Origin of the sequence: Kitasatospora sp. NPDC051702, from assembly GCF_040681575.1 — a bacterium.
GTDB lineage: Bacteria > Actinomycetota > Actinomycetes > Streptomycetales > Streptomycetaceae > Kitasatospora.
This window is the reverse complement of record NZ_JBFAZB010000084.1, coordinates 1-20,551: the sequence shown is the minus strand read 5'-3', so window position 1 is coordinate 20,551 and position 20,551 is coordinate 1. Positions and strand designations below refer to the sequence as shown.

Annotated in this window: 20 protein-coding genes and 1 tRNA gene; 15 read left to right on the top strand and 6 right to left on the bottom strand. The window is 74.7% G+C overall.

Going from position 1 to position 20,551, the window contains the following annotated elements:
- From AB0N04_RS37810 to AB0N04_RS37800, 3 genes are all read left to right on the top strand, one after another.
- Positions 1-88 (top strand): acyl-CoA dehydrogenase family protein (locus AB0N04_RS37810; RefSeq protein ID WP_157846636.1); only part of this gene is annotated, 88 nt, incomplete at its 5' end.
- Between the two features lie 132 nt (positions 89-220).
- The gene (locus tag AB0N04_RS37805; RefSeq protein WP_360223011.1) at positions 221-928 is read left to right on the top strand and encodes a TetR family transcriptional regulator; all 708 of its coding nucleotides are present in this window, start codon (positions 221-223) and stop codon (positions 926-928) included.
- A 204-nt stretch (positions 929-1,132) separates the two neighbouring features.
- Positions 1,133-1,840: a YukJ family protein gene (locus AB0N04_RS37800; RefSeq protein WP_360223008.1), complete on the top strand. Its 708-nt coding sequence runs from the start codon at positions 1,133-1,135 to the stop codon at positions 1,838-1,840.
- Between the two features lie 340 nt (positions 1,841-2,180).
- Here AB0N04_RS37800 and AB0N04_RS37795 read toward each other — a convergent pair.
- Positions 2,181-2,265: transfer RNA gene (locus AB0N04_RS37795), tRNA-Leu, on the bottom strand.
- A 290-nt stretch (positions 2,266-2,555) separates the two neighbouring features.
- Here AB0N04_RS37795 and AB0N04_RS37790 point away from each other — a divergent pair.
- The 3 genes from AB0N04_RS37790 to AB0N04_RS37780 all read left to right on the top strand — a co-directional run bounded on the left by AB0N04_RS37790 (position 2,556) and on the right by AB0N04_RS37780 (position 5,599).
- Positions 2,556-3,887, top strand: a complete 1,332-nt coding sequence (locus AB0N04_RS37790) for a M20/M25/M40 family metallo-hydrolase (RefSeq protein ID WP_360223005.1) — start codon at positions 2,556-2,558, stop codon at positions 3,885-3,887.
- A gap of 264 nt (positions 3,888-4,151) precedes the next feature.
- Entirely contained in the window at positions 4,152-4,397 is a 246-nt protein-coding gene (locus tag AB0N04_RS37785) for a chaplin (protein ID WP_360223002.1), read from the top strand.
- A gap of 377 nt (positions 4,398-4,774) precedes the next feature.
- Positions 4,775-5,599 (top strand): chaplin, encoded by an 825-nt coding sequence (locus AB0N04_RS37780; protein ID WP_360222999.1) that lies wholly within the window; start codon positions 4,775-4,777, stop codon positions 5,597-5,599.
- 137 nt (positions 5,600-5,736) lie between these two features.
- Here AB0N04_RS37780 and AB0N04_RS37775 read toward each other — a convergent pair whose 3' ends face one another.
- On the bottom strand, positions 5,737-5,946 hold the full coding sequence (locus AB0N04_RS37775) for a DUF5703 family protein (RefSeq protein ID WP_280681853.1): 210 nt from the start codon (positions 5,944-5,946) through the stop codon (positions 5,737-5,739).
- Positions 5,947-6,277: 331 nt separating this feature from the next.
- Here AB0N04_RS37775 and AB0N04_RS37770 point away from each other — a divergent pair, with 331 nt between their 5' ends.
- Positions 6,278-6,883, top strand: a complete 606-nt coding sequence (locus AB0N04_RS37770; RefSeq protein WP_360222996.1) for a hypothetical protein — start codon at positions 6,278-6,280, stop codon at positions 6,881-6,883.
- A 120-nt stretch (positions 6,884-7,003) separates the two neighbouring features.
- Here AB0N04_RS37770 and AB0N04_RS37765 read toward each other — a convergent pair whose 3' ends face one another.
- Complete coding sequence (locus tag AB0N04_RS37765) at positions 7,004-9,175, bottom strand: helix-hairpin-helix domain-containing protein (RefSeq protein ID WP_360222993.1); 2,172 nt, start codon at positions 9,173-9,175, stop codon at positions 7,004-7,006.
- Between the two features lie 46 nt (positions 9,176-9,221).
- Entirely contained in the window at positions 9,222-10,202 is a 981-nt protein-coding gene (locus tag AB0N04_RS37760; protein ID WP_360222990.1) for an aldo/keto reductase, read from the bottom strand.
- Between the two features lie 261 nt (positions 10,203-10,463).
- On the opposite strand from AB0N04_RS37760, the gene AB0N04_RS37755 reads away from it, so the two are divergent.
- A complete protein-coding gene (locus AB0N04_RS37755) occupies positions 10,464-11,510 on the top strand; it encodes an LLM class F420-dependent oxidoreductase (protein WP_360222987.1) in 1,047 nt (348 codons plus the stop codon).
- A 116-nt stretch (positions 11,511-11,626) separates the two neighbouring features.
- On the opposite strand, the gene AB0N04_RS37750 is transcribed toward AB0N04_RS37755, so the two are convergent.
- Complete coding sequence (locus AB0N04_RS37750; RefSeq protein ID WP_360223240.1) at positions 11,627-12,619, bottom strand: magnesium and cobalt transport protein CorA; 993 nt, start codon at positions 12,617-12,619, stop codon at positions 11,627-11,629.
- Positions 12,620-12,747: 128 nt separating this feature from the next.
- On the opposite strand from AB0N04_RS37750, the gene AB0N04_RS37745 reads away from it, so the two are divergent.
- The 6 genes from AB0N04_RS37745 to mshC all read left to right on the top strand — a co-directional run bounded on the left by AB0N04_RS37745 (position 12,748) and on the right by mshC (position 18,525).
- Entirely contained in the window at positions 12,748-13,440 is a 693-nt protein-coding gene (locus AB0N04_RS37745) for an MSMEG_4193 family putative phosphomutase (RefSeq protein ID WP_360223237.1), read from the top strand.
- Positions 13,441-13,699: 259 nt separating this feature from the next.
- The gene (locus AB0N04_RS37740; protein WP_360223234.1) at positions 13,700-14,269 is read left to right on the top strand and encodes a DUF3090 domain-containing protein; all 570 of its coding nucleotides are present in this window, start codon (positions 13,700-13,702) and stop codon (positions 14,267-14,269) included.
- A 56-nt stretch (positions 14,270-14,325) separates the two neighbouring features.
- Positions 14,326-15,111 carry an SCO1664 family protein gene (locus AB0N04_RS37735; RefSeq protein WP_360223246.1) on the top strand — a complete coding sequence of 262 codons (786 nt, stop codon included), beginning with the start codon at positions 14,326-14,328 and terminating at the stop codon, positions 15,109-15,111.
- A gap of 76 nt (positions 15,112-15,187) precedes the next feature.
- The gene (locus tag AB0N04_RS37730) at positions 15,188-16,117 is read left to right on the top strand and encodes an AraC family transcriptional regulator (protein WP_360223231.1); all 930 of its coding nucleotides are present in this window, start codon (positions 15,188-15,190) and stop codon (positions 16,115-16,117) included.
- A 128-nt stretch (positions 16,118-16,245) separates the two neighbouring features.
- Entirely contained in the window at positions 16,246-17,088 is an 843-nt protein-coding gene (locus AB0N04_RS37725; protein ID WP_360223228.1) for a carbohydrate-binding protein, read from the top strand.
- Between the two features lie 207 nt (positions 17,089-17,295).
- A complete protein-coding gene (mshC, locus tag AB0N04_RS37720; RefSeq protein WP_360223225.1) occupies positions 17,296-18,525 on the top strand; it encodes a cysteine--1-D-myo-inosityl 2-amino-2-deoxy-alpha-D-glucopyranoside ligase in 1,230 nt (409 codons plus the stop codon).
- 79 nt (positions 18,526-18,604) lie between these two features.
- On the opposite strand, the gene AB0N04_RS37715 is transcribed toward mshC, so the two are convergent.
- A complete protein-coding gene (locus AB0N04_RS37715) occupies positions 18,605-19,561 on the bottom strand; it encodes a PAC2 family protein (protein WP_360223435.1) in 957 nt (318 codons plus the stop codon).
- Between the two features lie 380 nt (positions 19,562-19,941).
- Here AB0N04_RS37715 and AB0N04_RS37710 point away from each other — a divergent pair, with 380 nt between their 5' ends.
- Positions 19,942-20,460 carry an SRPBCC family protein gene (locus tag AB0N04_RS37710; RefSeq protein ID WP_360223438.1) on the top strand — a complete coding sequence of 173 codons (519 nt, stop codon included), beginning with the start codon at positions 19,942-19,944 and terminating at the stop codon, positions 20,458-20,460.
- Positions 20,461-20,551 lie beyond the last annotated feature (91 nt).

Sequence of the window (20,551 nt, the reverse complement as noted above, 5' to 3'; positions counted from 1 at the left end):
GCGGATGATGCGGGACGCGAAGATCACGCAGATCTACGAGGGCACCAACCAGGTCCAGCGCATCGTCATGGCCCGCAACCTGCCGTAACGCACCCCTCCGAGGCGTCCCGGACGGCCGGTCGGGCTCCGGCCGGCCGTTCGGGGCCGATGCTATGTTCCGGGCATGAGCGAGAAGGAAGAACAGGACCTGCCCATGAACGACGGGCCCGCCAAGCCGGCGATGCGCGAGGCACTCGTCGCCGCGGCCTTCGAGCTCTTCCTGGAACGCGGCTTCGAGCAGACCACCGTGGACGACATCGTCTCGCTCGCCGGGGTCGGCCGCCGCTCCTTCTTCCGCTACTTCCCGGCCAAGGAGGACGTGGTCTTCCCGGACCACGAGCGCAGCCTCGCCGAGATGACGGAGTTCCTGGAGTCCGGCTCCGGCGAGGAGGACCCGGTCAAGCACGCCTGCGACGCCGCCCGCCTCGTCCTGCGGATGTACGCCGAGCAGCCCTCCTTCTCCGTCCAGCGCTACCGCCTCACCCGCAAGGTGCCCGGCCTGCGGGCGTACGAGCTGTCGGTGGTCTGGCGCTACGAGCACACCCTCGCGGCCTACCTGAGGGACCGCTTCGCCGACCGGCCGGACGGGCCGCTGCGCGCCGACGTGATCGCCGCCGCCGTGGTCGCCGCGCACAACCACGCCCTGCGCACCTGGCTGCGCTCGGGCGGGGAGAGCGACTGGGTGGGCGAGGTGGACGCGGCGATGGCCTTCGTCACCGGCACCTGGAACGACCGGCCCGCGGAGGCCGGCCCGGACGGCGCCGCCCGCGACGGTTCCGACGGTTCCGCGGCGGACGACGTGGTGGTGCTGGTCGCCAGCCGCCGGGCGCCGCTGTGGCGGATGGTCCAGGGCATCGAGAGCGCGCTCGGCGACGTCCGCCGGGTCTGAGCGCGGGGCGCTCCGGGGGTCGCCCGGGCGCCGGTCCTCGTCAAGGTCCCGTGACGGGAAACCCCGTTCGGGGGACGGCAGATGAACAGCTGTCGATTCGGCGGAACCCGGAGCCCGCGGTGCGCGATAACGGGTGCGAGGACCGGAGGGCCGGACGCCCGCCGGGGCCGAGAACCCGAGCCCGCGAACCGAGGACCACCACCCATGCCGATCCGTGCCTACGGCGTGCTCGCCGCCACCGCCGTCGACCGGCGCCGCGAGGGCGCCACCGACACCCCGCACTACCAGATCCACCTGCGCGACCAGCACGGCACCGACTACCGCGCCGCCGTCAACGTCCTCTCCCAGCAGGCCCCCGCCGACCTGCGCTACCTGGTCTTCGAGGACTTCCGGCACCCCGTCACCGCCCTCCTCCCGCCGGCCGGCAGCGGCTGGAACCCGCTCCCGTCCCGCCCCGGCACGGCGAGCCTGGACTACGTCCGCAGCCGCCTCTTCGACCCCGCGACGATGCGCGTCCTGCCGCCCGACCTCCCCGGCCCCGACAACGACCTCGCCGACCTGCTCGACCGCCAGGTCCAGCGCGCGATCGCCGACCCGGCGGCCGCGCTCTACGTCTTCGGGCAGCGCTTCGGCCCCGAACCCGCGGTCCCGGACAAGGTGTTCGGCTTCCTGCCCGGCAACGGCGTGCACGACGTGCACATGAACCAGGGCAACGCCGGCCGCTTCAAGGCCGACGACGGCGTCTACCAGGACGGCGCCCTGCTCATCCACCTGCCCGCCGAGCGGCGGTGGTGCGCCGTCTTCCTCGCCTTCCAGTCCCAGTCCTGGCACACCGACGACCACACCGGGCACACCGTCCCGGCATCCGTCCCGCACCCCGGCAGCCACCGCCAGACCAGCGGCCGGCCGTAGCGCGCGTCCGGCGGACCGCGGGGGCGCCGGGGCGGCGGGCCGCACCGCGGACGCCGCGTTCCCCCGGACCGGACCCCGCATCGGACCCCGGACCGGCGGTGGACCCGGGCCGGACGAGCCGCCCGGCCTCGGACAGGGCCGCCCCCGGGGCAACCGCCCGCGGCCCGGTGCGCGGCCGGTTCGCCGTCGTCGCCGTGATGACGGGCGTCTTCGCGGCCGGGAACCTCGTCCCGGGCGGCCACGCGGCGCGCCCCCGGCGCCCTGGCCGCCACCCCGGCCCGCTGATCCGCCGCACCAACGCGAAATGCGGGCCAGGATTTCTCCTGACCCGCATCTTCGGTGTCCGAGGGGGGACTTGAACCCCCACGCCCGATAAAGGGCACTAGCACCTCAAGCTAGCGCGTCTGCCATTCCGCCACCCGGACCGGGTGTCGCCCTCGCGCCTTCCGATCTCTCGTCCGTCGCGCTGACAGATGTAACTGTAGCAAAGATCGGCTTGAGCTCCCAAAACGGCCCCGGGCGGCGGAGCGGGGCTGGTGGCGGGGGCAAGGGGGTGCCTGTGGCGGGGGCGTGACCAGGGGGTTTCGGGGCCGTGCGGGGGGTGGATCCGGCTGGGGGGCTGGGAGAGGATGGGCGGACGTGCTCGTACGTCCCGGGTGCAGGTCCCGGGGTGGCGCGCTGGTGTGCCGGTGCGGGCCAGAGACGAGGAGTGACCGTGAGCGAGCGGAGCGAGTCGGCGGCGCCGAAGGTGACGGCTGAGTCGGAGGTCGCCGGGATCTGTCGCGATCTGATCCGGATCGACACCAGCAACTACGGGGACGGCTCCGGCCCGGGCGAGCGGAAGGCGGCCGAGTACGTGGCCGAGCAGCTCGCCGAGTTCGGGCTGGAGCCGCAGATCTTCGAGTCGGCCAAGGGGCGGGCCTCGACGGTGGTGCGGATCGAGGGCGAGGACCGCTCCCGCCCGGGTCTGCTGATCCACGGCCACACCGACGTGGTGCCGGCCAACGCCGCGGACTGGACGTACGACCCGTTCGGCGGGGAGATCGCGGACGGCTGCGTCTGGGGCCGCGGCGCGGTGGACATGAAGGACATGGACGCGATGACCCTCGCGGTGGTCCGCGACCGGCTGCGCACCGGGCGCAAGCCCCCGCGGGACCTGGTGCTGGCCTTCGTCGCGGACGAGGAGGCCGGTGGCACCTACGGCGCGCGGTTCCTGGTGGACAAGCACCCGGAGCTGTTCGAGGGCGTGACCGAGGGCATCGGCGAGGTCGGCGGCTTCTCCTTCACGGTCAACGACCAGGTGCGGCTCTACCTGGTGGAGACGGCCGAGAAGGGCATGCACTGGATGCGCCTGACGGTCGAGGGCCGGGCCGGGCACGGTTCGATGGAGAACGACGACAACGCGATCACCGAGCTGTGCGAGGCGGTCGCCCGGCTCGGGCGGCACAAGTTCCCGCTGCGGATCACCAAGACCGTGCGGGCCTTCCTGGACGAGCTGTCGGACGCGCTCGGGGTCGAGCTGGACCCGGAGAACATGGACGAGACGCTGCGGGTGCTCGGCGGCATCGCCAAGATGATCGGCACCACGCTGCGCAACACCGCCCAGCCGACCATGCTCGGCGCCGGGTACAAGGTGAACGTGATCCCCGGCCAGGCCACCGCGCACGTGGACGGCCGCTTCCTGCCCGGCTACGAGGAGGAGTTCCTGGCCGAGCTGGACAGCGTGCTGGGCCCGCGGGTGAAGCGGGAGAGCCTGCACTCGGACCGGGCGATCGAGACGAGCTTCGACGGCGCGCTGGTGGAGGCGATGCAGACGGCGCTGCGGGCCGAGGACCCGATCGCCCGCGCGGTGCCGTACTGCCTGTCGGGCGGGACGGACGCCAAGTCGTTCCAGGACCTCGGCATCCGCTGCTTCGGTTTCGCGCCGCTGCAGCTGCCGCCGGAGCTGGACTTCGCCGGGATGTTCCACGGTGTGGACGAGCGGGTGCCGGTGGACGGCCTGAAGTTCGGCGTCCGGGTGCTGGACCGGTTCCTCGACGCCTGCTGAGCGGCTGCCCCCGGTCGGCCGGGGGTGGTGGACGACCCGTTCCCGGGGTGCCGGGGGCGGGCCGTCCGCATTGTCCGAGCTCATGATTGTGGGATGGACGCAGGAGATCGACAGGAACGATTCTGCAAGGGAATTCAGGTCGATTGACTGTGCGAGCATTCACCGTTGCGAGTGAATGGCAAATCTGTTCCGTACCCCGTTTGCCACACCGTCGTTCATCCCTGTGCAGCCCGCCGAACGGGTTGCGTTGTCCACACAGGAGGAATGATGAAGGTCAAGAAGATCGCCGCCGTCGCCGCCGCCACCGGTGGCCTGGTGATCGCCGCCGCCGGTGTCGCGTCCGCTCACGGCGGTGCCGCCGCCGAGGGTGTGGCCGCCGGCTCCCCGGGTGTCGTCGCCGGCAACCAGATCCAGATCCCGGTGCACATCCCGGTCAACCTGTGCGGCAACACCGTCAGCGTGATCGGCGTGCTGAACCCGGCGTTCGGCAACCACTGCGCCAACTTCTAGTCGCGCTCCGAGCCGCCGAGGCTCGTCGAGCACGACCCATCCGGCCCCCGGGGGCGGCGGACGCGCCGCCCCCGGGGGCCGTTCGCGCGCCGGGGCCGGGCGGGTGCGGGTCCGCCCGTTCGGGCGAACCCGTCCGGGTGAACCGGGTTTGGGCGCCGAATGGGGTTCTATCGCTCGATCGGGTGAAGATGGTTCGTTCGGCTCAACCTCGCCGTTCTCCTCTCGTTAACTCCTGTGCAGTCGAAGACCTTGCCGGATATACCGAAATTCCGACTTTCCGACGATGTTTGCGCCAAGGTCATCGCGTCGTTCTCGATACGCTCGATACGTCAGGGGAAAAGATGAGGAATGTAGCCAAGAAGGGGATCCTCACGGCCGTGGCCACCGGCAGTGTCCTGGCCTCGACCGCCGGCTACGCCTACGCGGGCGCCGAGGCCCAGGGGGGTGCCGCCGGCTCTCCCGGCGTCGCCTCCGGCAACTCGGTGCAGGTGCCGGTCGAGGTGCCGATCAACGCCTGCGGAAACACCGTGGACGTGATCGGCGCGCTCAACCCGTCCTACGGCAACCGCTGCGCCAACGTCAGCGGTCACCACGACGCCGCCCAGCCCGGCGGCGCCGGCTCTGGCCGGGGCTCCTCCGCCTCGGGTGCGTCCGCCTCCGGGGCTGCCGCCCACTCGCCCGGTGTGGCCTCCGGCAACAGCATCCAGGCCCCCGTGCACGTCCCGGTCAACGCCTGCGGCAACTCCGTCGACGTGGTCGGCGCCGCCAACCCCGCCTTCGGCAACGAGTGCGGGTCGGTCGCGCAGCACTCCCCGGCACCGAAGCCCAAGCCGAAGCCGACCGACGACTGCCCCGAGGAGCACGGCCCGTCCACCCCGCCGAGCACCCCGCCCTCGACTCCGCCGCAGACCGGTGGCGAGACCACCCCGGGCGGCTCGCGCAACGGCGGCCCCTCCGGCGGCACCGTCACCCCGTCGACCCCGGCCGCCGCGCCGGTGGCCAACGGCGCCGGCCCGAGCGGCCAGGCCGTCCCGGCCGCGGACCGCACCGCCTCCCCGGCGGCCGCCGCCCCCGGCACCGCCACGGGAGGCCAGCTGGCCTCCACCGGCGCCGGTGACGTCGAACTGCTCGGTGCCGCCGGGCTCGCCCTGCTCCTCGGCGGCGGCGTGCTCTACCGCCGCGCCCGCGCCGGCGCCCGCTGAGCCACCCGCTCGACCGCCCCGCCGGGCCCGGCGGACCGCACCCGCCGGGCCCGCACGCGGGACACCGCGCGCCCGCGGCCACCGGACCACCGGTGGGCCGCGGGCGGGCGGGCGTTCAGCGTGCGGACGTCACGGCGTCACCAGCTCCGGACCTGCCGGATGATCCGCCGCCGCAGCCGCACCGTCCGGCTGCCGTCGGGGAACAACCGCAACCGGTCGAGTTCCCAGTGCCCGTACTCGGCGTGCTCGGTGAGTAGCTGGCGCGCGGCGTTGCGCGTGGTGCCGCGCGGCATGCGCAGCGACTGGTACTCGTACTCCGGCTGCCGGACCGGCTTCGGTGGGGTCAAGACGCTCCTCCTGGGGATCACCTGGACGCAAGCCTACGACCTGCCCCGGACAGCCGGCGGGGTATTTCCGGCCGACCTCCCGGCCGGGCCGGACCCCGCTCGACTGACAGGGCATCAGTTCCGTTGTTCCTGGGGACGGGATACCCCCGATCCCGGCGCGTGAAGCGGCACTCGAACGGCCTCGCCGGCCCCGCCGCACGCCCTCTGCGCCGCTGGTGCGCGGGGACAGAACCACCTGGATCGGACATCAGGGGGGAAGTTGCGGTGAAATCGAGGGTGTAGGTGACAACCGCTGTGCGTACCGGCGCCGCGGGGAGATAGCGTCTGCACCATGTCTGATGCCGCGCAGCCCACCATTGCCGAGGTACGCGCCGCCGCCGAGGCGGTCAAGGCCGCCATCGACCGTCATCTGGAAGCGGTGTCAAGCCCCAGCGCAGCGGATGATCCCGCTGTGTCCGCCGCCTACGAGCAGCTCGCGACGGCGGCCATCGCCTACGACCAACTCCTCTACGAGGTCTACGACGAGGTCACCCCCTTCGAGATCCCCGGGGACGAGGGCCCGGGCGGCTACCACGGCCCCGAACAGCCCGAAGCGATCAGCGTGCTGATCCGCCGCGACTACCACATCGCCGACCCCAAGCGGCTGCGCGCCCAGGCCGAGCGGCTCGACGAGTCGCTGACCCCGGGCGGCGGCGGCAGCGGCGGGATGAACGCCGCGATCGGCGTGCTGTTCGGCGAGTACGAGCCGGACGAGATCGCCGCCCGCAGCGAGGAGTTCGGGCTGGAGGAGGCGGACTCGACGCTCTGGGTCGCGGCCGCGGAGCCGACCGAACCGGGGGAGTGGCTGCCGGAGCCCTTCGAGCACGCCGACCCGCAGCTGCTGATCTGCCGGTTCGACGTGAGCGAGGTCTACGACGACGAGGACCTCGACGACTGAGCGGCCGGACAACGGCGGGCGGGCCCACGGTGCGTGGACCCGCCCGCCGCGCGTTCCGGGGGCACCGGGGGCGGGGCGCCCCGCACTCCGCTGCGCCCACCCCCGGTGCCCCCGGGCCGCTCAGTACTCCGCGGCCGCGTTCTCGGCGAGGATCGCCCGCAGCCGGGTGGTGCGCGGCTGCGCCGGGCGCTCGGCGACGGCCTGCACGAGCGCCGGGCCCGCGGCGTGCACCACGGACAGGTGCCGCTCGCCGCGGCCGAAGGCGGTGTAGACCCACTGCCGGGTCAGCACCGGCGCGGCGTCCTCCGGGATCACCACGACCGCTCCCGGCCAGCGGCGGCCGAGCGCCTGGTGGACGGTCAGCGCCCAGCCGTGCCGCAGCCGGCTGGCCTCGGCGGGCGGCACCGTCCGGTGCGAGCCGTCCGCGTACTCCAGGTGCAGGCCGGTGGCGTCGCCGTCCAGCACCCGGGCCGGGCGGCTGAGGCCGGGGGCGGGCGAGTCGACCACGCGGTCGCCCGGGTCGAAGCCGCCGAACCGGCCGGGGCCCGGGTTGAGCCGGGCCTTGGCGGCGGCGTTCAGCGCCCGGGTGCCGGCCGGCCCGCCGTGGCCGGGGGTGAGCAGCACGACCTGTTCGGCGGGGATGCCGAGGGCGCGCGGGATGGAGTCGGTGAGCAGCTGGACGGCGCGGTGGACGGCCTCGCCGCCGTCCTTGGCGGTCAGGATGACCACCTCCTTGTCCGGCGCCTCGACCGGCTGGAGCTCGCCGATGCCGACGCCGGAGACCAGTTCGCCGATCGGGCCGAAGTCCGGGGTGCGGGAGGCGACCGCCGGGCAGGCCTTGGCGGCCAGCAGGTCCGCGAAGAACCGGCCGGGGCCGGCGGACCACAGCTGGCCCGGGTCGCCGCTGAGCACCAGTCGGGTGCCGTCGGCGAGCGACTCCAGGACGGTGGCGGCCAGTTCGACGTCCAGCAGCGGGGCGTCGAGGACGACCAGGACGTCCAGGGCGAGCGTGCCGTCCGGGGAGCGGCCGGGGCCGGCGGTGCCGGAGAGCAGCTCGCCGAGGGTGACCACGGGTGCGGGCGGTTCGGTGCTCCCGTCGGCGAGCGCGGCGAGGGAGTCCCGGCCCTGGTCGGTCCAGGTGGCGGCCCAGACCCGCAGGCCGAGCCCGCGGGCGGCGGCCAGCAGGGCGGCGGGTTCGGCCCGGGCGGCCTCGCCGCCGGTGTGCAGCACCAGCGCGCTGTCGGCGACGGCCCGGATCAGTGCGGTCGCGGAGGAGGAGGGCGCGGCCTCGGCGGCGGCGGCCCACGCGGCCGGGCCGGGGGCGGCGGGGGTGACGGCCGGCCCCGCGGTGCCCTCCTCGGTGGTGCCCGCGGAGGTCTCGGTGCCCTCGGAGTCCTCGGAGCCCTCGGAGCCCTCTGGGCCCGTGCCCCCTTCCGGGCCCTCGGCGTCGGCCGCCCCGGCGGCCCCGTCCGCGTCGGCCGGGCCTGCGTCGTCCTCGGCGCCGGGCTCCGCGTCCTCGCCCGGCACGAAGGTGGACATCAGCCGGACCAGCCCGTCCGCGAGGCTCTCCTCGGCCAGCGCCAGCCGCTCCAGGGCGAGCAGCGTCCGGGTCGGCGGCTCCTCGTCCTCGTCGCCGCCCGCCGCGTGCGCCCCGGGGCCGGTCAGCTCCTCCTGGAACGCCATCGCGCGCCCGTCCAGCACGGCGGCCTGGATCGCCTCGGCCGAGTCGGGCAGCCGGTGGCGCTCGAGCCCGGCCGCGACCTCGGCGATCTCCACCGCGGAGTGGCCGCGCAGCGCGGACTGCTCCAGCAGCCAGGGCACCAGCGCCTGGGCGCGGCGAGGGTCCCCGGGGCCGGCGGCCGGGCCGAGCAGGCCGCGGGCGAAGCCGTCCGCGTGCTCGGGGCGGACGCCGGGCAGGGCCAGTACCGACCACGGGTCGCTGCGCAGCTGTTCGGCGGCGCCGTCGCCGAACTCGGCCACGGCGGCGGCCGCGAGGTCCGTCGGGGCGCCGCCGGCGGCCAGCACCCCGGCGGTGTCCCGCAGGGCCTGCGCGCGCTGCCGGTCGGGCTGTGCGGACGGCCCCGCGGGGGCCGGCGACGGTGCGGCGGCGGGCGGGGCGTCCTCGCCCCCGGGCGCGGTGGCCTGCGGCCCGACGCTGCGGATGCGCTGGGCCAGCTCGGCGATCGCGGCGGCCCGGTCCGGGCCCTCCGCGGCCGTCGGGCCTGCCGGGCCGCCCGCGTCGCCCGATCGTCCCGTGGTCTCCTCCGGAGCGCCGTTCTCCGTGTCACTCATCGTCCGCTCCAAAGGTCACTCCACTGCGTGTTCTGCTCGACGAGGGCTAGAGCTCGCTCCACCCCTGGTCCGGGTAGCGGTGCACCGGTGACGAGATGTCGTCCAGCGCACCACGGATCTCACCCGGAAGCGTAAGGGCCTCCACCGACAGCGCCGCCTGCAGCTGTGCCACGGTCCGGGCCCCGATCAGCGCGCTGGCCACCCCGGGACGGTCCCGGACCCAGGCGAGGGCGACCGCGAGCGGGCTGCTGGCGAGCCCGTCCGCGGCGGTGGCGACGGCGTCGACGATCCGCCGCGAGCGCTCGCCGAGGTAGGGCTGGACGAATCCGGACAGGTAGGGCGAGGCGCCGCGGGAGTCCTGCGGCACGCCGTGCCGGTACTTGCCGGTGAGCACCCCGCGCCCGAGGGGAGAGGCGGCGAGCAGCCCGACCCCGGCGTCCAGCGCGGCGGGCAGCGCCTCGCGCTCGATGCCGCGCTGCAGCAGCGAGTACTCCAGCTGCGCCCCGGCCAGCGGGGTCCGGCCGTGCCGGGCGTGCTGCCAGGTGGCGGCCTTGGCGAGCTGCCAGCCGCTGAAGTCGCAGACGCCGACGTACCGGGCGCGTCCCGAGGTGACAGCGATGTCGAGGGCGCCGAGCGTCTCCTCGGTGGGGGTCGAGGGGTCGAAGGAGTGCACCTGCCAGAGGTCGACGTAGTCGGTGCCGAGCCGGTGCAGCGAGGCGTCCAGCGCGGCGAGCAGGTGCCCGCGGGAGCCGTCGAAGCGGCGGGCGGACTCGGGGACGCTGCCGGCCTTGGTGGCGATGACGAGGTCGGAGCGGGGGACGAGGTTGTCGGTGAGCCGGGAGATCAGGTACTCGGCCCCGCCGTCGGCGTACACGTCGGCGGTGTCGAGCAGGGTGCCGCCGGCGTCGACGAACTCCTTGAGCTGTTCCGCGGCCTCGTGCTCGTCGGTGTCGCGGCCCCAGGTCATGGTGCCGAGGCCGAGCCGGGAGACCCGCAGACCGGTACGGCCGAGGTGACGCTGTTCCATCGGACGGGCCCTCCACTGGCCGTGGCACCGGGAGCGCCGGTAGCCCTGTGAACGCGCAGGTGGGGAGAGCGGTCCCCACGTCGGCTGAGCGTAGCGGCCGGTGCACGGGCTGGGGTGCAGACCCGCAGAACGATCACCGCCGCCGGGGCTCGCGGGGAGGGCCCGCGGTGTGACCCAGACCACCACTACCGGCCAGTAGCATGACCGGCGCGTGCACGGTTACCCTCGCCACCAACCCCTACCGACTGGAAGGTCCGCCACATGCGACTCGGAATCAACCTCGGCTACTGGGGGCTCGGCATGGACGCCGACAACGTCGAGGTGGCCCGGGAGGCGGACCGGCTCGGCTACTCGGTCTGCTGGGCGGCCGAGGCGTACGGCTCGGACGCCGCGACCGTGCTGAGCTTCGTCGCCGCGAAGACCGAGCGGATCGACGTCGGCTCGGCCATCTTCCAGATCCCGGCCCGCACCCCCGCGATGACCGCGATGACCGCCGCGACCCTGGACACCCTGTCCGGCGGCCGGTTCCGGCTCGGTCTCGGCGTCTCCGGCCCGCAGGTCTCCGAGGGCTGGTACGGCGTGAAGTTCGACAAGCCGCTGGCCCGTACCCGCGAGTACGTGGAGATCATCCGCAAGGCGATGTCCCGCGAGCGCCTGGTCCACGAGGGCGAGCACTGGACGCTGCCGCTGCCCGGCGGCCCCGGCAAGCCGATCAAGCTCACCGTGCACCCGGTGCGCGAGCACATCCCGCTGTACATCGCCGCGATCGGCCCGAAGAACCTGGAGCAGACCGGCGAGCTGGCCGACGGCTGGCTCGGCATCTTCTTCTCGCCCGAGCACGCCGCGCTCTCGCTGGACCCGCTGCGGGCCGGCCGCGCCAAGGCCGGGCTGACCCTGGACGGCTTCGACCTCTGCCCGACGGTCAACATCGCGGTCGGCGAGGACATCAAGGCCGGCGTCGACTCCCTGCGCTCCTACGCCGCCCTGTACATCGGCGGCATGGGCAGCAAGGAGAAGAACTTCTACAACCAGCTCGCCCGGCGGATGGGCTACGAGCAGGCCGCCGACGAGGTCCAGGAGAAGTACCTGGCCAGGGACTACGCGGGTGCCGCGGCCGCGGTGCCGCACGACCTGATCGACGCCACCTCGCTGATCGGCGACACCGCCCGGATCGCCGACCGGATGCGGGTCTACGCCGACGCCGGCGTCACCACGCTCACCCTGGCACCGTCCGGGTTCACGCTGGAGGAGCGGATCCTGGCGCTGCGCACCGGAGTCGAGGCGCTGGAGCGCGCCGGCCTGGCGTGACCGGTGCGCGGCCCGGCGGCCGGCCCGCCGGCCGCCGGGCCGCGCCCCCCCGGGGGGCGGTCGGCAGGGCGGGTCCCGGACGGGGCCTCCGGCCGAGGGCGCGCCCCCGGCGGGGCCTACAGCCAGTCGTGCCGCTTGAACACCCGGTGCAGCACCACGCAGACGACCACCATCAGGGCCAGCACCGCCGGGTAGCCCCAGGGCTGGCGGAGCTCCGGCATGTCGTCGAAGTTCATCCCGTAGATGCCGGCGATCATCGTCGGGACGGCGGCCAGCGCCGCCCAGGCCGAGATCTTCCGCATGTCGTTGTTCTGTTGCACGCTGACCTGCGCCAGGTTGGCGTTGAGGATGTCGGACAGCAGCCGGTCCATGCCGTCCACCTGGTCGTTCACCCGGGCCAGGTGGTCGGCGACGTCCCGCAGGTAGGGCAGCGTCTCCGGGTGGACGTGGGGCTCGCCGCCGCGGGCCAGTCGCAGGGTCGGTTCCAGCAGCGGCCCGGTGGCGCGGCGGACGGTCATCACCTGCCGCTTGTACCCGTAGATCCGGCCGGCGGTGTCCCGGCCGGTCCGGCCGGGGGAGAAGATGTCCGCCTCCAGCTCGTCCAGGTCGCCCTGCAGCGCGCCGGCGACGTCCACGTAGTCGTCCACCACGGTGTCGCAGACCGAGTGCAGCACGGTGCTCGGCCCCAGCCGCAGCAGGTCGGGCTCCCGCTCCAGCCGCGCCCGCAGGCCGGACAGCGGGGTGTCCTCGCCGTGCCGGACGGTCATCACGAAGTCCGTGCCGAGGAAGACCATCACCTCGCCGCTGGTCACCGCGTGCGCGCCGGGGTGGTAGCCGAGCGTCTTGAGGGTGACGAACAGGGAGCCCTGGTAGGCCTCGACCTTGGGCCGCTGGTGGGCGCTGACCGCGTCCTCGACGGCCAGCGGGTGCAGCGCGAACTCCTTCCCGACGTGGTCGAGTTCCTCGGCGGTGGGCTCGAACAGGCCTATCCAGACGAAACCGCCAGGACCGGCCGCCCGTGCGGCGGCGAGCGCACCCGCGAGGTCGTCGGGGCCCTCGATCCGGCGGCCGTCGTGGTAACTGGCGCAATGGACGATCATGCGGGCCATTGTGACGCGGGGACGGCCGGAGGGCACGGACCAGGACCGGATCGGGCCCACCGGGCGCACCCGGCCGGGGCGGAACGGGCCCGGTCCCACCGGCCACGCCCGGGCCCGGAGGCCGTAGGCTAAGGCCCATGCCCACCCTGCTGCTCGTCCGCCACGGCCGCTCGACCGCGAACACCGCCGGAATCCTGGCCGGTTGGACTCCGGGGGTGGAGCTCGACGACACCGGGCGCGCGCAGGCCGCCGCGCTGGCCGGCCGGCTCGCCGGCGTCCCGCTCGTGCAGGCCGTGAGCAGCCCGCTGGAGCGCTGCCGGCAGACCCTGGAGCCGCTGCTGGCGGCCCGGCCCGAACTGGGCCCGCCCACCGAGGACGAGCGCCTGGGCGAGTGCCACTACGGCGAGTGGACCGGCCGGCCGCTGTCCGAGCTGGCCGAGGAGCCGCTCTGGCGCACCGTGCAGGACCACGCGGCCGCCGCGGCCTTCCCCGGCGGGGAGTCGCTGCGCGAGCTGAGCCACCGCACGGTGAGCGCCGTCCGGGAGTGGAACGGGAAGATCGCCGCCGAGCACGGCGAGGACGCCGTCTGGCTGGCCTGCTCGCACGGGGACGTCATCAAGGCGGTGGTGGCCGACGCGCTCGGTCTGCACCTGGACCACTTCCAGCGGATCAGCGTCGAGCCCTGCTCCGTCACCGCGATCCGCTACACCGCGCACCGGCCCTTCGTGCTGAGGATGGGCGACACCGGCGACCTCGCCTCCCTCGCGCCGAAGCACGGCCCCGGGCCGGCCGCCCCGGCCGGGGACGCGGTGGTCGGCGGCACCGCCTGACGCCGTCAACGACACCGCCGGGGGCGGCGGGTGCCGTCCCGCGTGCGGTCCGACCGGCGCTGCTCCCGCAGGGCGCCCCGGCCCGGCTCGGCTCCCCCGCCGGGCCCCGGAGGTCGTAGGGTGACTTACGGGCCCCACCGCGAGGCGGGTCCCCGGCAGGGCCGCCGAACGGCTGCCCGCCCCGTGACCTCCCACCGGTCCCGGTGACCTCCCGACGATCCCTGTGATCCCCACGACCGACACGATCCGGAGCGAGAGCGTGACCCGTCAGGTCTACTTCTACGACCAGCCCGAACGGTTCGTGGCCGGCACCGTCGGCCAGCCCGGCGCCAGGGCGTTCTACCTGCAGGCCAGCGCCCGGGGCCGGATCACCAGCGTGCTGCTGGAGAAGACCCAGGTGGCGGCGCTCGCCGAGCGGATCGAGGAGGTCCTGGACGAGGCCCTGCGGCGCAGCGGCGGGGACGTCGCCATCCCGGCGACCGCCCCGCAGGACCTGCTCGACACCGCCCCGCTGGACCTCCCGCTGGAGCAGGAGTTCCGGGTCGGCACGATGGCCCTGGCCTGGGACAGCGCGGACGGCTGCCTGGTCGTCGAGGCGCAGGCGCTGATCGACGAGGAGGAGGACGAGGACGGCGCCGAGGCGGTCTTCGAGGACGACGACAACGGCCCGGACATGCTGCGGGTCCGGCTGACCGGCGCGATGGCCCGGGTGTTCGCCAAGCGGGCGCTGGACCTGGTCGCGGCCGGGCGCAAGCCCTGCCCGTTCTGCAACCTGCCGCTCGACCCGGAGGGCCACCTGTGCCCGCGCGCGAACGGCTACCGGCGCTGAACACCGAGACCCCGCCGCAGGCCGACCCGGCGGCCGCCGCCGCCCTCGCCGCCGACGTGCCCACCGCCCTGGAGCTGCTGCGCGAGGGCGGGCTGACGGTGCACGGGCGGCTCACCGAGGCCTCCAACGCCGCCCTGTACTGCACCGTCGCGCTCGGCGCGCTGAGCGCCCAGGCGGTCTACAAGCCGGTGGCCGGCGAGCGCCCGCTCTGGGACTTCCCGGACGGCACGCTGGCCGGCCGCGAGGTCGCCGCCTACGAGGTGTCCGCGGCGACCGGCTGGGCGCTGGTCCCGCCGACCGTCCTGCGCGACGGGCCGCACGGGCCCGGCATGGTGCAGCTGTGGGTCGAGCCGGATCCGCAGGCCGAGCCGCTGCTGGCCCTGCAGGACCCGCGCGGGCCGGAGGAGGGCTGGCTGCCGATCGTGCAGGCCGAGGTCGGCGGGGGCCGCACCGCGCTGCTGGTGCACCACGACGACCGGCGGCTGCGCCGGCTGGCCGTGCTGGACGCGGTGCTCAACAACGCCGACCGCAAGGGCGGCCACCTGATCCCGGCGGCCGACGGCCGGGTCTACGGCATCGACCACGGCGTCACCTTCAACACCGAGGGCAAGCTGCGCACCCTGCTCTGGGGCTGGGCGGGCGACCGGCTGCCCGCCGAGGCGCTGGAGGTGCTGGCCGCCCTGGCCGAGGGGCTGGACGGCGAGCTGGGCGAGCGCCTGGCCCCGCACCTGACCGGGGCCGAACTGGAGGCGACCCGCGCCAGGGTGGCCGGATTGCGCCGCTCCGGCCGCCATCCGCTGCCCTCGGAGGACTGGCCGGCCATCCCCTGGCCGCCCGTGTAGGGGTCTGCCGGCCCCGCGGAGCGGCCGCCCGGCGGATGGTCTGGACCTGTCCGCGAACCGGCCGCACACTGCTCCGATGGACGCGCGACGGACCACCCCCACTCCCCGTGCCACGCCGGACCTGCCGCTGCACCGCTTACAGGTCCCGCTGCCGCACCTGCTCCCGTTCGCCATCGGCAGTTTCGACACGATCGGCCCGCTCTCCCGGGCGGGCTTCCCGCACCGGCACTCCTTCCACGAGATCGTGCACGTCACCGGCGGCCGCGGCGCCCACGTCCTGGACCTGGTCCACCGGTCGCTGGCGCCGCCGCAGTTGTGCGTGATCACGCCCGGCCAGGTGCACTACTGGGCGGACGCGGACGAACTCACCGGCCGGGTCGTCCTGTTCAACGAGGACTTCCTGCTGGGCAACGCGCAGGACCTCGCCGGGCTGCGCGCGCTGGCCGCCCGCCCGGCGATCGGGCTCGGTGAACAGGCCGGTCCGATCGGCGCGTTGCTCGCCGACATGGAGCAGGAGTACCGGTCCAGGCCGCCGGGCTACCCGGGCGTGCTGCGGGCCAGCCTGCACATCCTGATCGTCCGGGCACTGCGGGCCGCCGAGCCGGGCGACCGGCCGTCCCCGCCCGGCCGGCCGGCCGAACTGGCCACCGCGTTCACCCGGTTGATCGCCGGGCCGGGCGGGGTGCGGCACTCGGTCGCCTCGATCGCCCAGGAGCTCGGCGTCTCGCCCGGCCACCTGCAGACCCTGGTCAAGCAGGCCACCGGCCGCACCCCGGGCGGGCTGATCCGGCGCCAGCAGACCCTGGAGGCCAAGCGGCTGCTGGCCTGCACGGACCTGACCATCCGGCAGGTGGCCAAGGAGGCCGGCTTCGCGGACCCGGCGTACTTCTGCCGCTTCTTCCGGCGGGAGACCGGGATGACGCCGGGGGAGTTCCGGGCCCGGGTCGACGGAAATCACCACGATCCCCGGATCTCGTCCATCGCGGCGTCGCCGGACGGCCCGTAGTTTTTCCCGTGGCCACCGGTGGCCGGTCCGGCGCGCGCGGACGGGCTGCCGGTCAGGCCCTTGTCATGCCCCCACCATGGCAAGGGCCGCCCCCCACCTCCCGTTCCCCCACCCGAAGGAGAGGGCGCATGCCCAGCCCCGACGGCATGATCAGCCGCAAGACCGTACTGAAGGCCGCCGCCGCGCTCGGGGCCGCCCCGCTGCTCGTCGGCGGCGGCGTCGCACTGGCCCGCGAGCAGGCCGGCACCGGCCGGGCCCCCGGCCTCACCCCCGAGTGCCACGACGGCGACGCCCCCACCGTCGAGCAGACCGAGGGGCCCTACTTCAAGCCCAACTCCCCGCTGCGCAGCTCCATGGTCAACGACGGGCCCGGCACCCGCCTGACCGTCAGCGGCTACGTCTTCGGCCGCGCCTGCCGCCCCGTCCCCGGCGTGCTGCTGGACTTCTGGCAGGCGGACGACAACGGCGCCTACGACAACTCCGGCTACACCTTCCGCGGCCACCAGTTCAGCGACGCCAACGGCGCCTTCAAGCTGGAGACGATCGTGCCGGGCCTCTACCCGGGCCGCACCCGGCACATCCACGTCAAGCTCCAGGCACCCGGCCGCCCGGTGCTCACCACCCAGCTGTACTTCCCGGGCGAGCCGCGCAACAGCACGGACACCATCTACGACGCCCGGCTGCTGATGAACGTCCGTCAGAACGGTCCGGTCCGCGAGGGCAGCTACGACTTCGTCCTCGACGTGCCGCAGACCCCGGGCACGCCGAGCCCGACCCCGACGGCGACGCCCACCGGCACGCCCACCGGAACGCCGACCACGCCGCCGAGCGGCAGCTGGCGGGCCGGGACGGCGTACCGGGCGGGCGACCGCGTCACCTACTCCGGCGTCTCCTACGTCTGCCTCCAGGCGCACACCGCCATGGCCGGCTGGGAGCCGCCGAACGTGCCGGCCCTCTGGCAGCGGTCGTAGCGGCTCCGGCCGCGTCCCCCGGGGTGCCGGGCGCCCGGTCGGCGGCAGGGCCGGCCGGGCGCTCACCCGCGCCCGGAAACCGCCCGGAAACCGTCAGGACCGGTCCCGTACCAGTCGCGAGGCGGTCAGGCAACGAAAGGAAGCGAATCCAGTCGATCTTGCGTACTGGTTAGGCTTTCAAATGTTCGCAAGGTTAAAGTCGATCCCATGCATGCCTGGCCCGCCTCCGAGGTTCCCGCCCTGCCTGGTCAGGGGCTCCCCCTCCGTATCTTCGACACCGCAGCGGGCAAGGTCCGCGAGGTCGTGCCGCAGGACGGCACCGCCCGGATCTACGTCTGCGGCATCACCCCCTACGACGCGACCCACATGGGCCACGCCGCCACCTACAACGCCTTCGACCTGGCGCAGCGCGTGTGGAAGGACGCCGGTCACGACGTCCTCTACGTCCAGAACGTCACCGACGTGGACGACCCGCTGCTGGAGCGCGCCGTCGCCACCGGGCAGGACTGGACCGCACTGGCCGAGCGCGAGACGGCCCTGTTCCGCGAGGACATGACCGCCCTGCGCCTGCTGCCGCCGGCCCACTACATCGGCGCCGTCGAGTCGATCCCGTGGATCGTCCCGCTGGTCCAGAAGCTGCTCGCCGACGGCGCCGCCTACCGCGTGGACGGCGACATCTACTTCTCCGTCGACGCCGACCCGCACTTCGGCGAGGTCTCCGGCCTCGACCGGGACGCCATGCGCCCGGTCTTCGCCGAGCGCGGCGGCGACCCGGACCGCCCCGGCAAGCGCAACCCGCTGGACGCCCTGCTCTGGCTCGCCGCCCGCCCGGGCGAGCCCGCGTGGGACACCGAGCTCGGCCACGGCCGGCCCGGCTGGCACATCGAGTGCGTCGCCATCGCGCTGCAGTACCTCGGCATGTCCTTCGACATCCAGGGCGGCGGCAGCGACCTCTCCTTCCCGCACCACGAGATGGGCGCCTCGCACGCCCACGTCGCCACCGGCGCCCACCCGTACGCCAAGGCGTACGTGCACGCCGGGATGGTCGCCCTCGACGGCCACAAGATGTCCAAGTCCCGCGGCAACCTGGTCTTCGTCTCGGCCCTGCGCCGCGAGGGCGTCGACCCGGCGGCGATCCGCCTGGCCCTGCTCTCGCACCACTACCGCGAGGACTGGGAGTGGACCAAGGCCACCCTGGACGAGGCCGTCGAGCGCCTCGGCCGCTGGCGGGCCGCCGTCTCCCGGCCGGACGGCCCGGCGGCCGAGCAGCTGCTCGCCGAGGTGCGCACGGCGCTCGCCGACGACCTGGACGCGCCCGCCGCCCTGGCGGCCGTCGACCGCTGGGCCGCCGCGCAGGAGGCCGACGGCGGGACGGACACCGGCGCGCCCGGTCTGGTCTCCCGGGCGGTGGACGCGCTGCTCGGCGTCGCGCTCTAGCCGCTCCGGCGCACACGCCGAAGGGGCGTCAGGACCAGGTGTCCTGACGCCCCTTCGGCGTGTGCGGGCGGGGGAGGGCCTACTCCTCCTCGGCGCCGTCCTGGCTCTCCCGGGCCGGGCCCGGCGCCTCCGGCTCGGCGGCCGGCCGCTCCGCCGTGGCGTGCCCGGCCACCGGCTTCTCGCCGGTCGGGCCGACGTTCTCCCGGCGCCGCAGGTAACGCTCGAACTCGCGGGCGATCGCGTCGCCGGACGCCTCCGGCAGCTCCGCGGTGTCCTGCGCCTCCTCCAGCTGCTGGACGTACTCGGCCACCTCGCTGTCCTCGGCGGCCAGCTGGTCCACGCCCAGCTGCCAGGCGCGGGCGTCCTCGCCGAGCTCGCCCGGCGGGATGCGCAGGTCCAGCAGGTCCTCCAGCTTGTTGATCAGCGCCAGCGTCGCCTTGGGGTTCGGCGGCTGCGCGACGTAGTGCGGCACCGCCGCCCAGAGCGTCACGGCCGGCACCCCGGCGTGCGTGCAGGCCTCCTGCAGCACCCCGACGATCCCGGTCGGGCCCTCGTAGCGGCTCTCCTCCAGGTCCAGCCGGCGGGCCAGCTCCGGGTCGGAGGTGACCCCGCTGACCGGTACCGGGCGGCTGTGCGGGGTGTCGCCGAGCAGGGCGCCCAGGATCACCACCAGCTCGACGCCCAGCTCGTGCGCGAAGCCGAGCAGCTCGTTGCAGAACGAGCGCCAGCGCATGCTCGGCTCGATGCCGCGGACCAGGACGACGTCCCGGGTGGTCGGCTCGGTGACCCGGACGACCGAGAGCCGGGTGGTGGGCCAGGTGATCCGGCGCACCCCGCCGTCCAGCCAGACCGTGGGCCGGTTGACCTGGAAGTCGTAGTAGTCCTCCGCGTCCAGGGCGGCGAACACCTTGCCGCCCCAGGTCTCGTCGAGATGGGCCAGAGCCGCGGAGGCGGCGTCGCCCGCGTCGTTCCAGCCCTCGAAGGCGCAGACCATCACCGGGTCGATCAACTCGGGAACATCTTCCAGCTCGATCACCCAGCGTCTCCCTCCGGTCGGCGGTCGGACCGGCGCCGCCTCGGCTGGCCTGCCGGGGCGCCGACGGGTCGGCTGCCGACTGTCGAACCTCTCGTCACCCATGGAACGCCTCGCTCCATGGTCCCTACCTGCCCAGCCTACGGGCTTTGATGCGCACCGCGGCCGGGCACCGGGACAGTCTGGGGGAGCGGACCGCCGCGATCCAGCGGATATCCGGACCGCCTCCACTGACGGCCCGTCAGCACTCCGGGGCGGGCGCGGACGGTCGCCGGGCGGCCACCCGGCGCGACGGCGCGCCCCGCGGGCCCGGTGGCGGGATGATGGACGGACGGGGGCTGGCGGACGGGGGGCGGGCGGCGCGGGCGGAAGGGGCCGGACCGATGAACCGATGGCTGTGGATCGGTGCGGGCGGCGCGGTGGCGGCCGTCGCGGCCGCGGTGCTGGCGGCGGACCGGGCCGGCCGGCGACTGCCGGTGGAGCACGTCACCGAGGGCGGGCTGGAGCTGGCCCAGCCGCCCGGCGCGGTGTGGCAGGTGCTCACCGACATCGACCTCTACCCGGCCTGGCGTCCCGGCCTCACCCACGTGGAACGGCTGCCCGCCGCGGCCGGCGGCCGGGCCCGCTGGCGCGAGTACGACCGGCACGGGCACACCACGTACGAGGTGGTGGCGAGCGAGGCCCCGCACCGCCTGGTGACCGGCATCGCCGACCCCGACCTGCCCTACGGCGGGACCTGGACGTACGAGCTGACCCCGGCCGGCCGGGGCTGCTCGCTGACCGTCACCGAGCGCGGCGAGGTCCGCCGGCCCGTGTACCGGGCGGTCTCGCACTACCTGACCGGCGAGGACGCCACCGTCCACCGCTACCTGGGCGCCCTCGCCCACCGCCTGGCCGGCTAGGGCGTGTCTTTCGGATCACGCCAGGCGGTCGCCGCCGGGGCACGCACCTCGCCGGCTTCTCGTCAGTCGCCGATGCTCCGCATGGACTCCC

Coding starts and splice junctions, on each gene's coding strand:
- AB0N04_RS37730 (WP_360223231.1), top strand. CDS start 15,188: ATGGACGCGCGACGGACCACCCCCACTCCCCGTGCCACGCCGGACCTG.
- AB0N04_RS37785 (WP_360223002.1), top strand. CDS start 4,152: ATGATGAAGGTCAAGAAGATCGCCGCCGTCGCCGCCGCCACCGGTGGC.
- AB0N04_RS37755 (WP_360222987.1), top strand. CDS start 10,464: ATGCGACTCGGAATCAACCTCGGCTACTGGGGGCTCGGCATGGACGCC.
- AB0N04_RS37725 (WP_360223228.1), top strand. CDS start 16,246: ATGCCCAGCCCCGACGGCATGATCAGCCGCAAGACCGTACTGAAGGCC.
- AB0N04_RS37800 (WP_360223008.1), top strand. CDS start 1,133: ATGCCGATCCGTGCCTACGGCGTGCTCGCCGCCACCGCCGTCGACCGG.
- AB0N04_RS37710 (WP_360223438.1), top strand. CDS start 19,942: ATGAACCGATGGCTGTGGATCGGTGCGGGCGGCGCGGTGGCGGCCGTC.
- AB0N04_RS37750 (WP_360223240.1), bottom strand. CDS start 12,619: ATGGCCCGCATGATCGTCCATTGCGCCAGTTACCACGACGGCCGCCGG.
- mshC (WP_360223225.1), top strand. CDS start 17,296: ATGCATGCCTGGCCCGCCTCCGAGGTTCCCGCCCTGCCTGGTCAGGGG.
- AB0N04_RS37760 (WP_360222990.1), bottom strand. CDS start 10,202: ATGGAACAGCGTCACCTCGGCCGTACCGGTCTGCGGGTCTCCCGGCTC.
- AB0N04_RS37745 (WP_360223237.1), top strand. CDS start 12,748: ATGCCCACCCTGCTGCTCGTCCGCCACGGCCGCTCGACCGCGAACACC.
- AB0N04_RS37770 (WP_360222996.1), top strand. CDS start 6,278: ATGTCTGATGCCGCGCAGCCCACCATTGCCGAGGTACGCGCCGCCGCC.
- AB0N04_RS37765 (WP_360222993.1), bottom strand. CDS start 9,175: ATGAGTGACACGGAGAACGGCGCTCCGGAGGAGACCACGGGACGATCG.
- AB0N04_RS37805 (WP_360223011.1), top strand. CDS start 221: ATGCGCGAGGCACTCGTCGCCGCGGCCTTCGAGCTCTTCCTGGAACGC.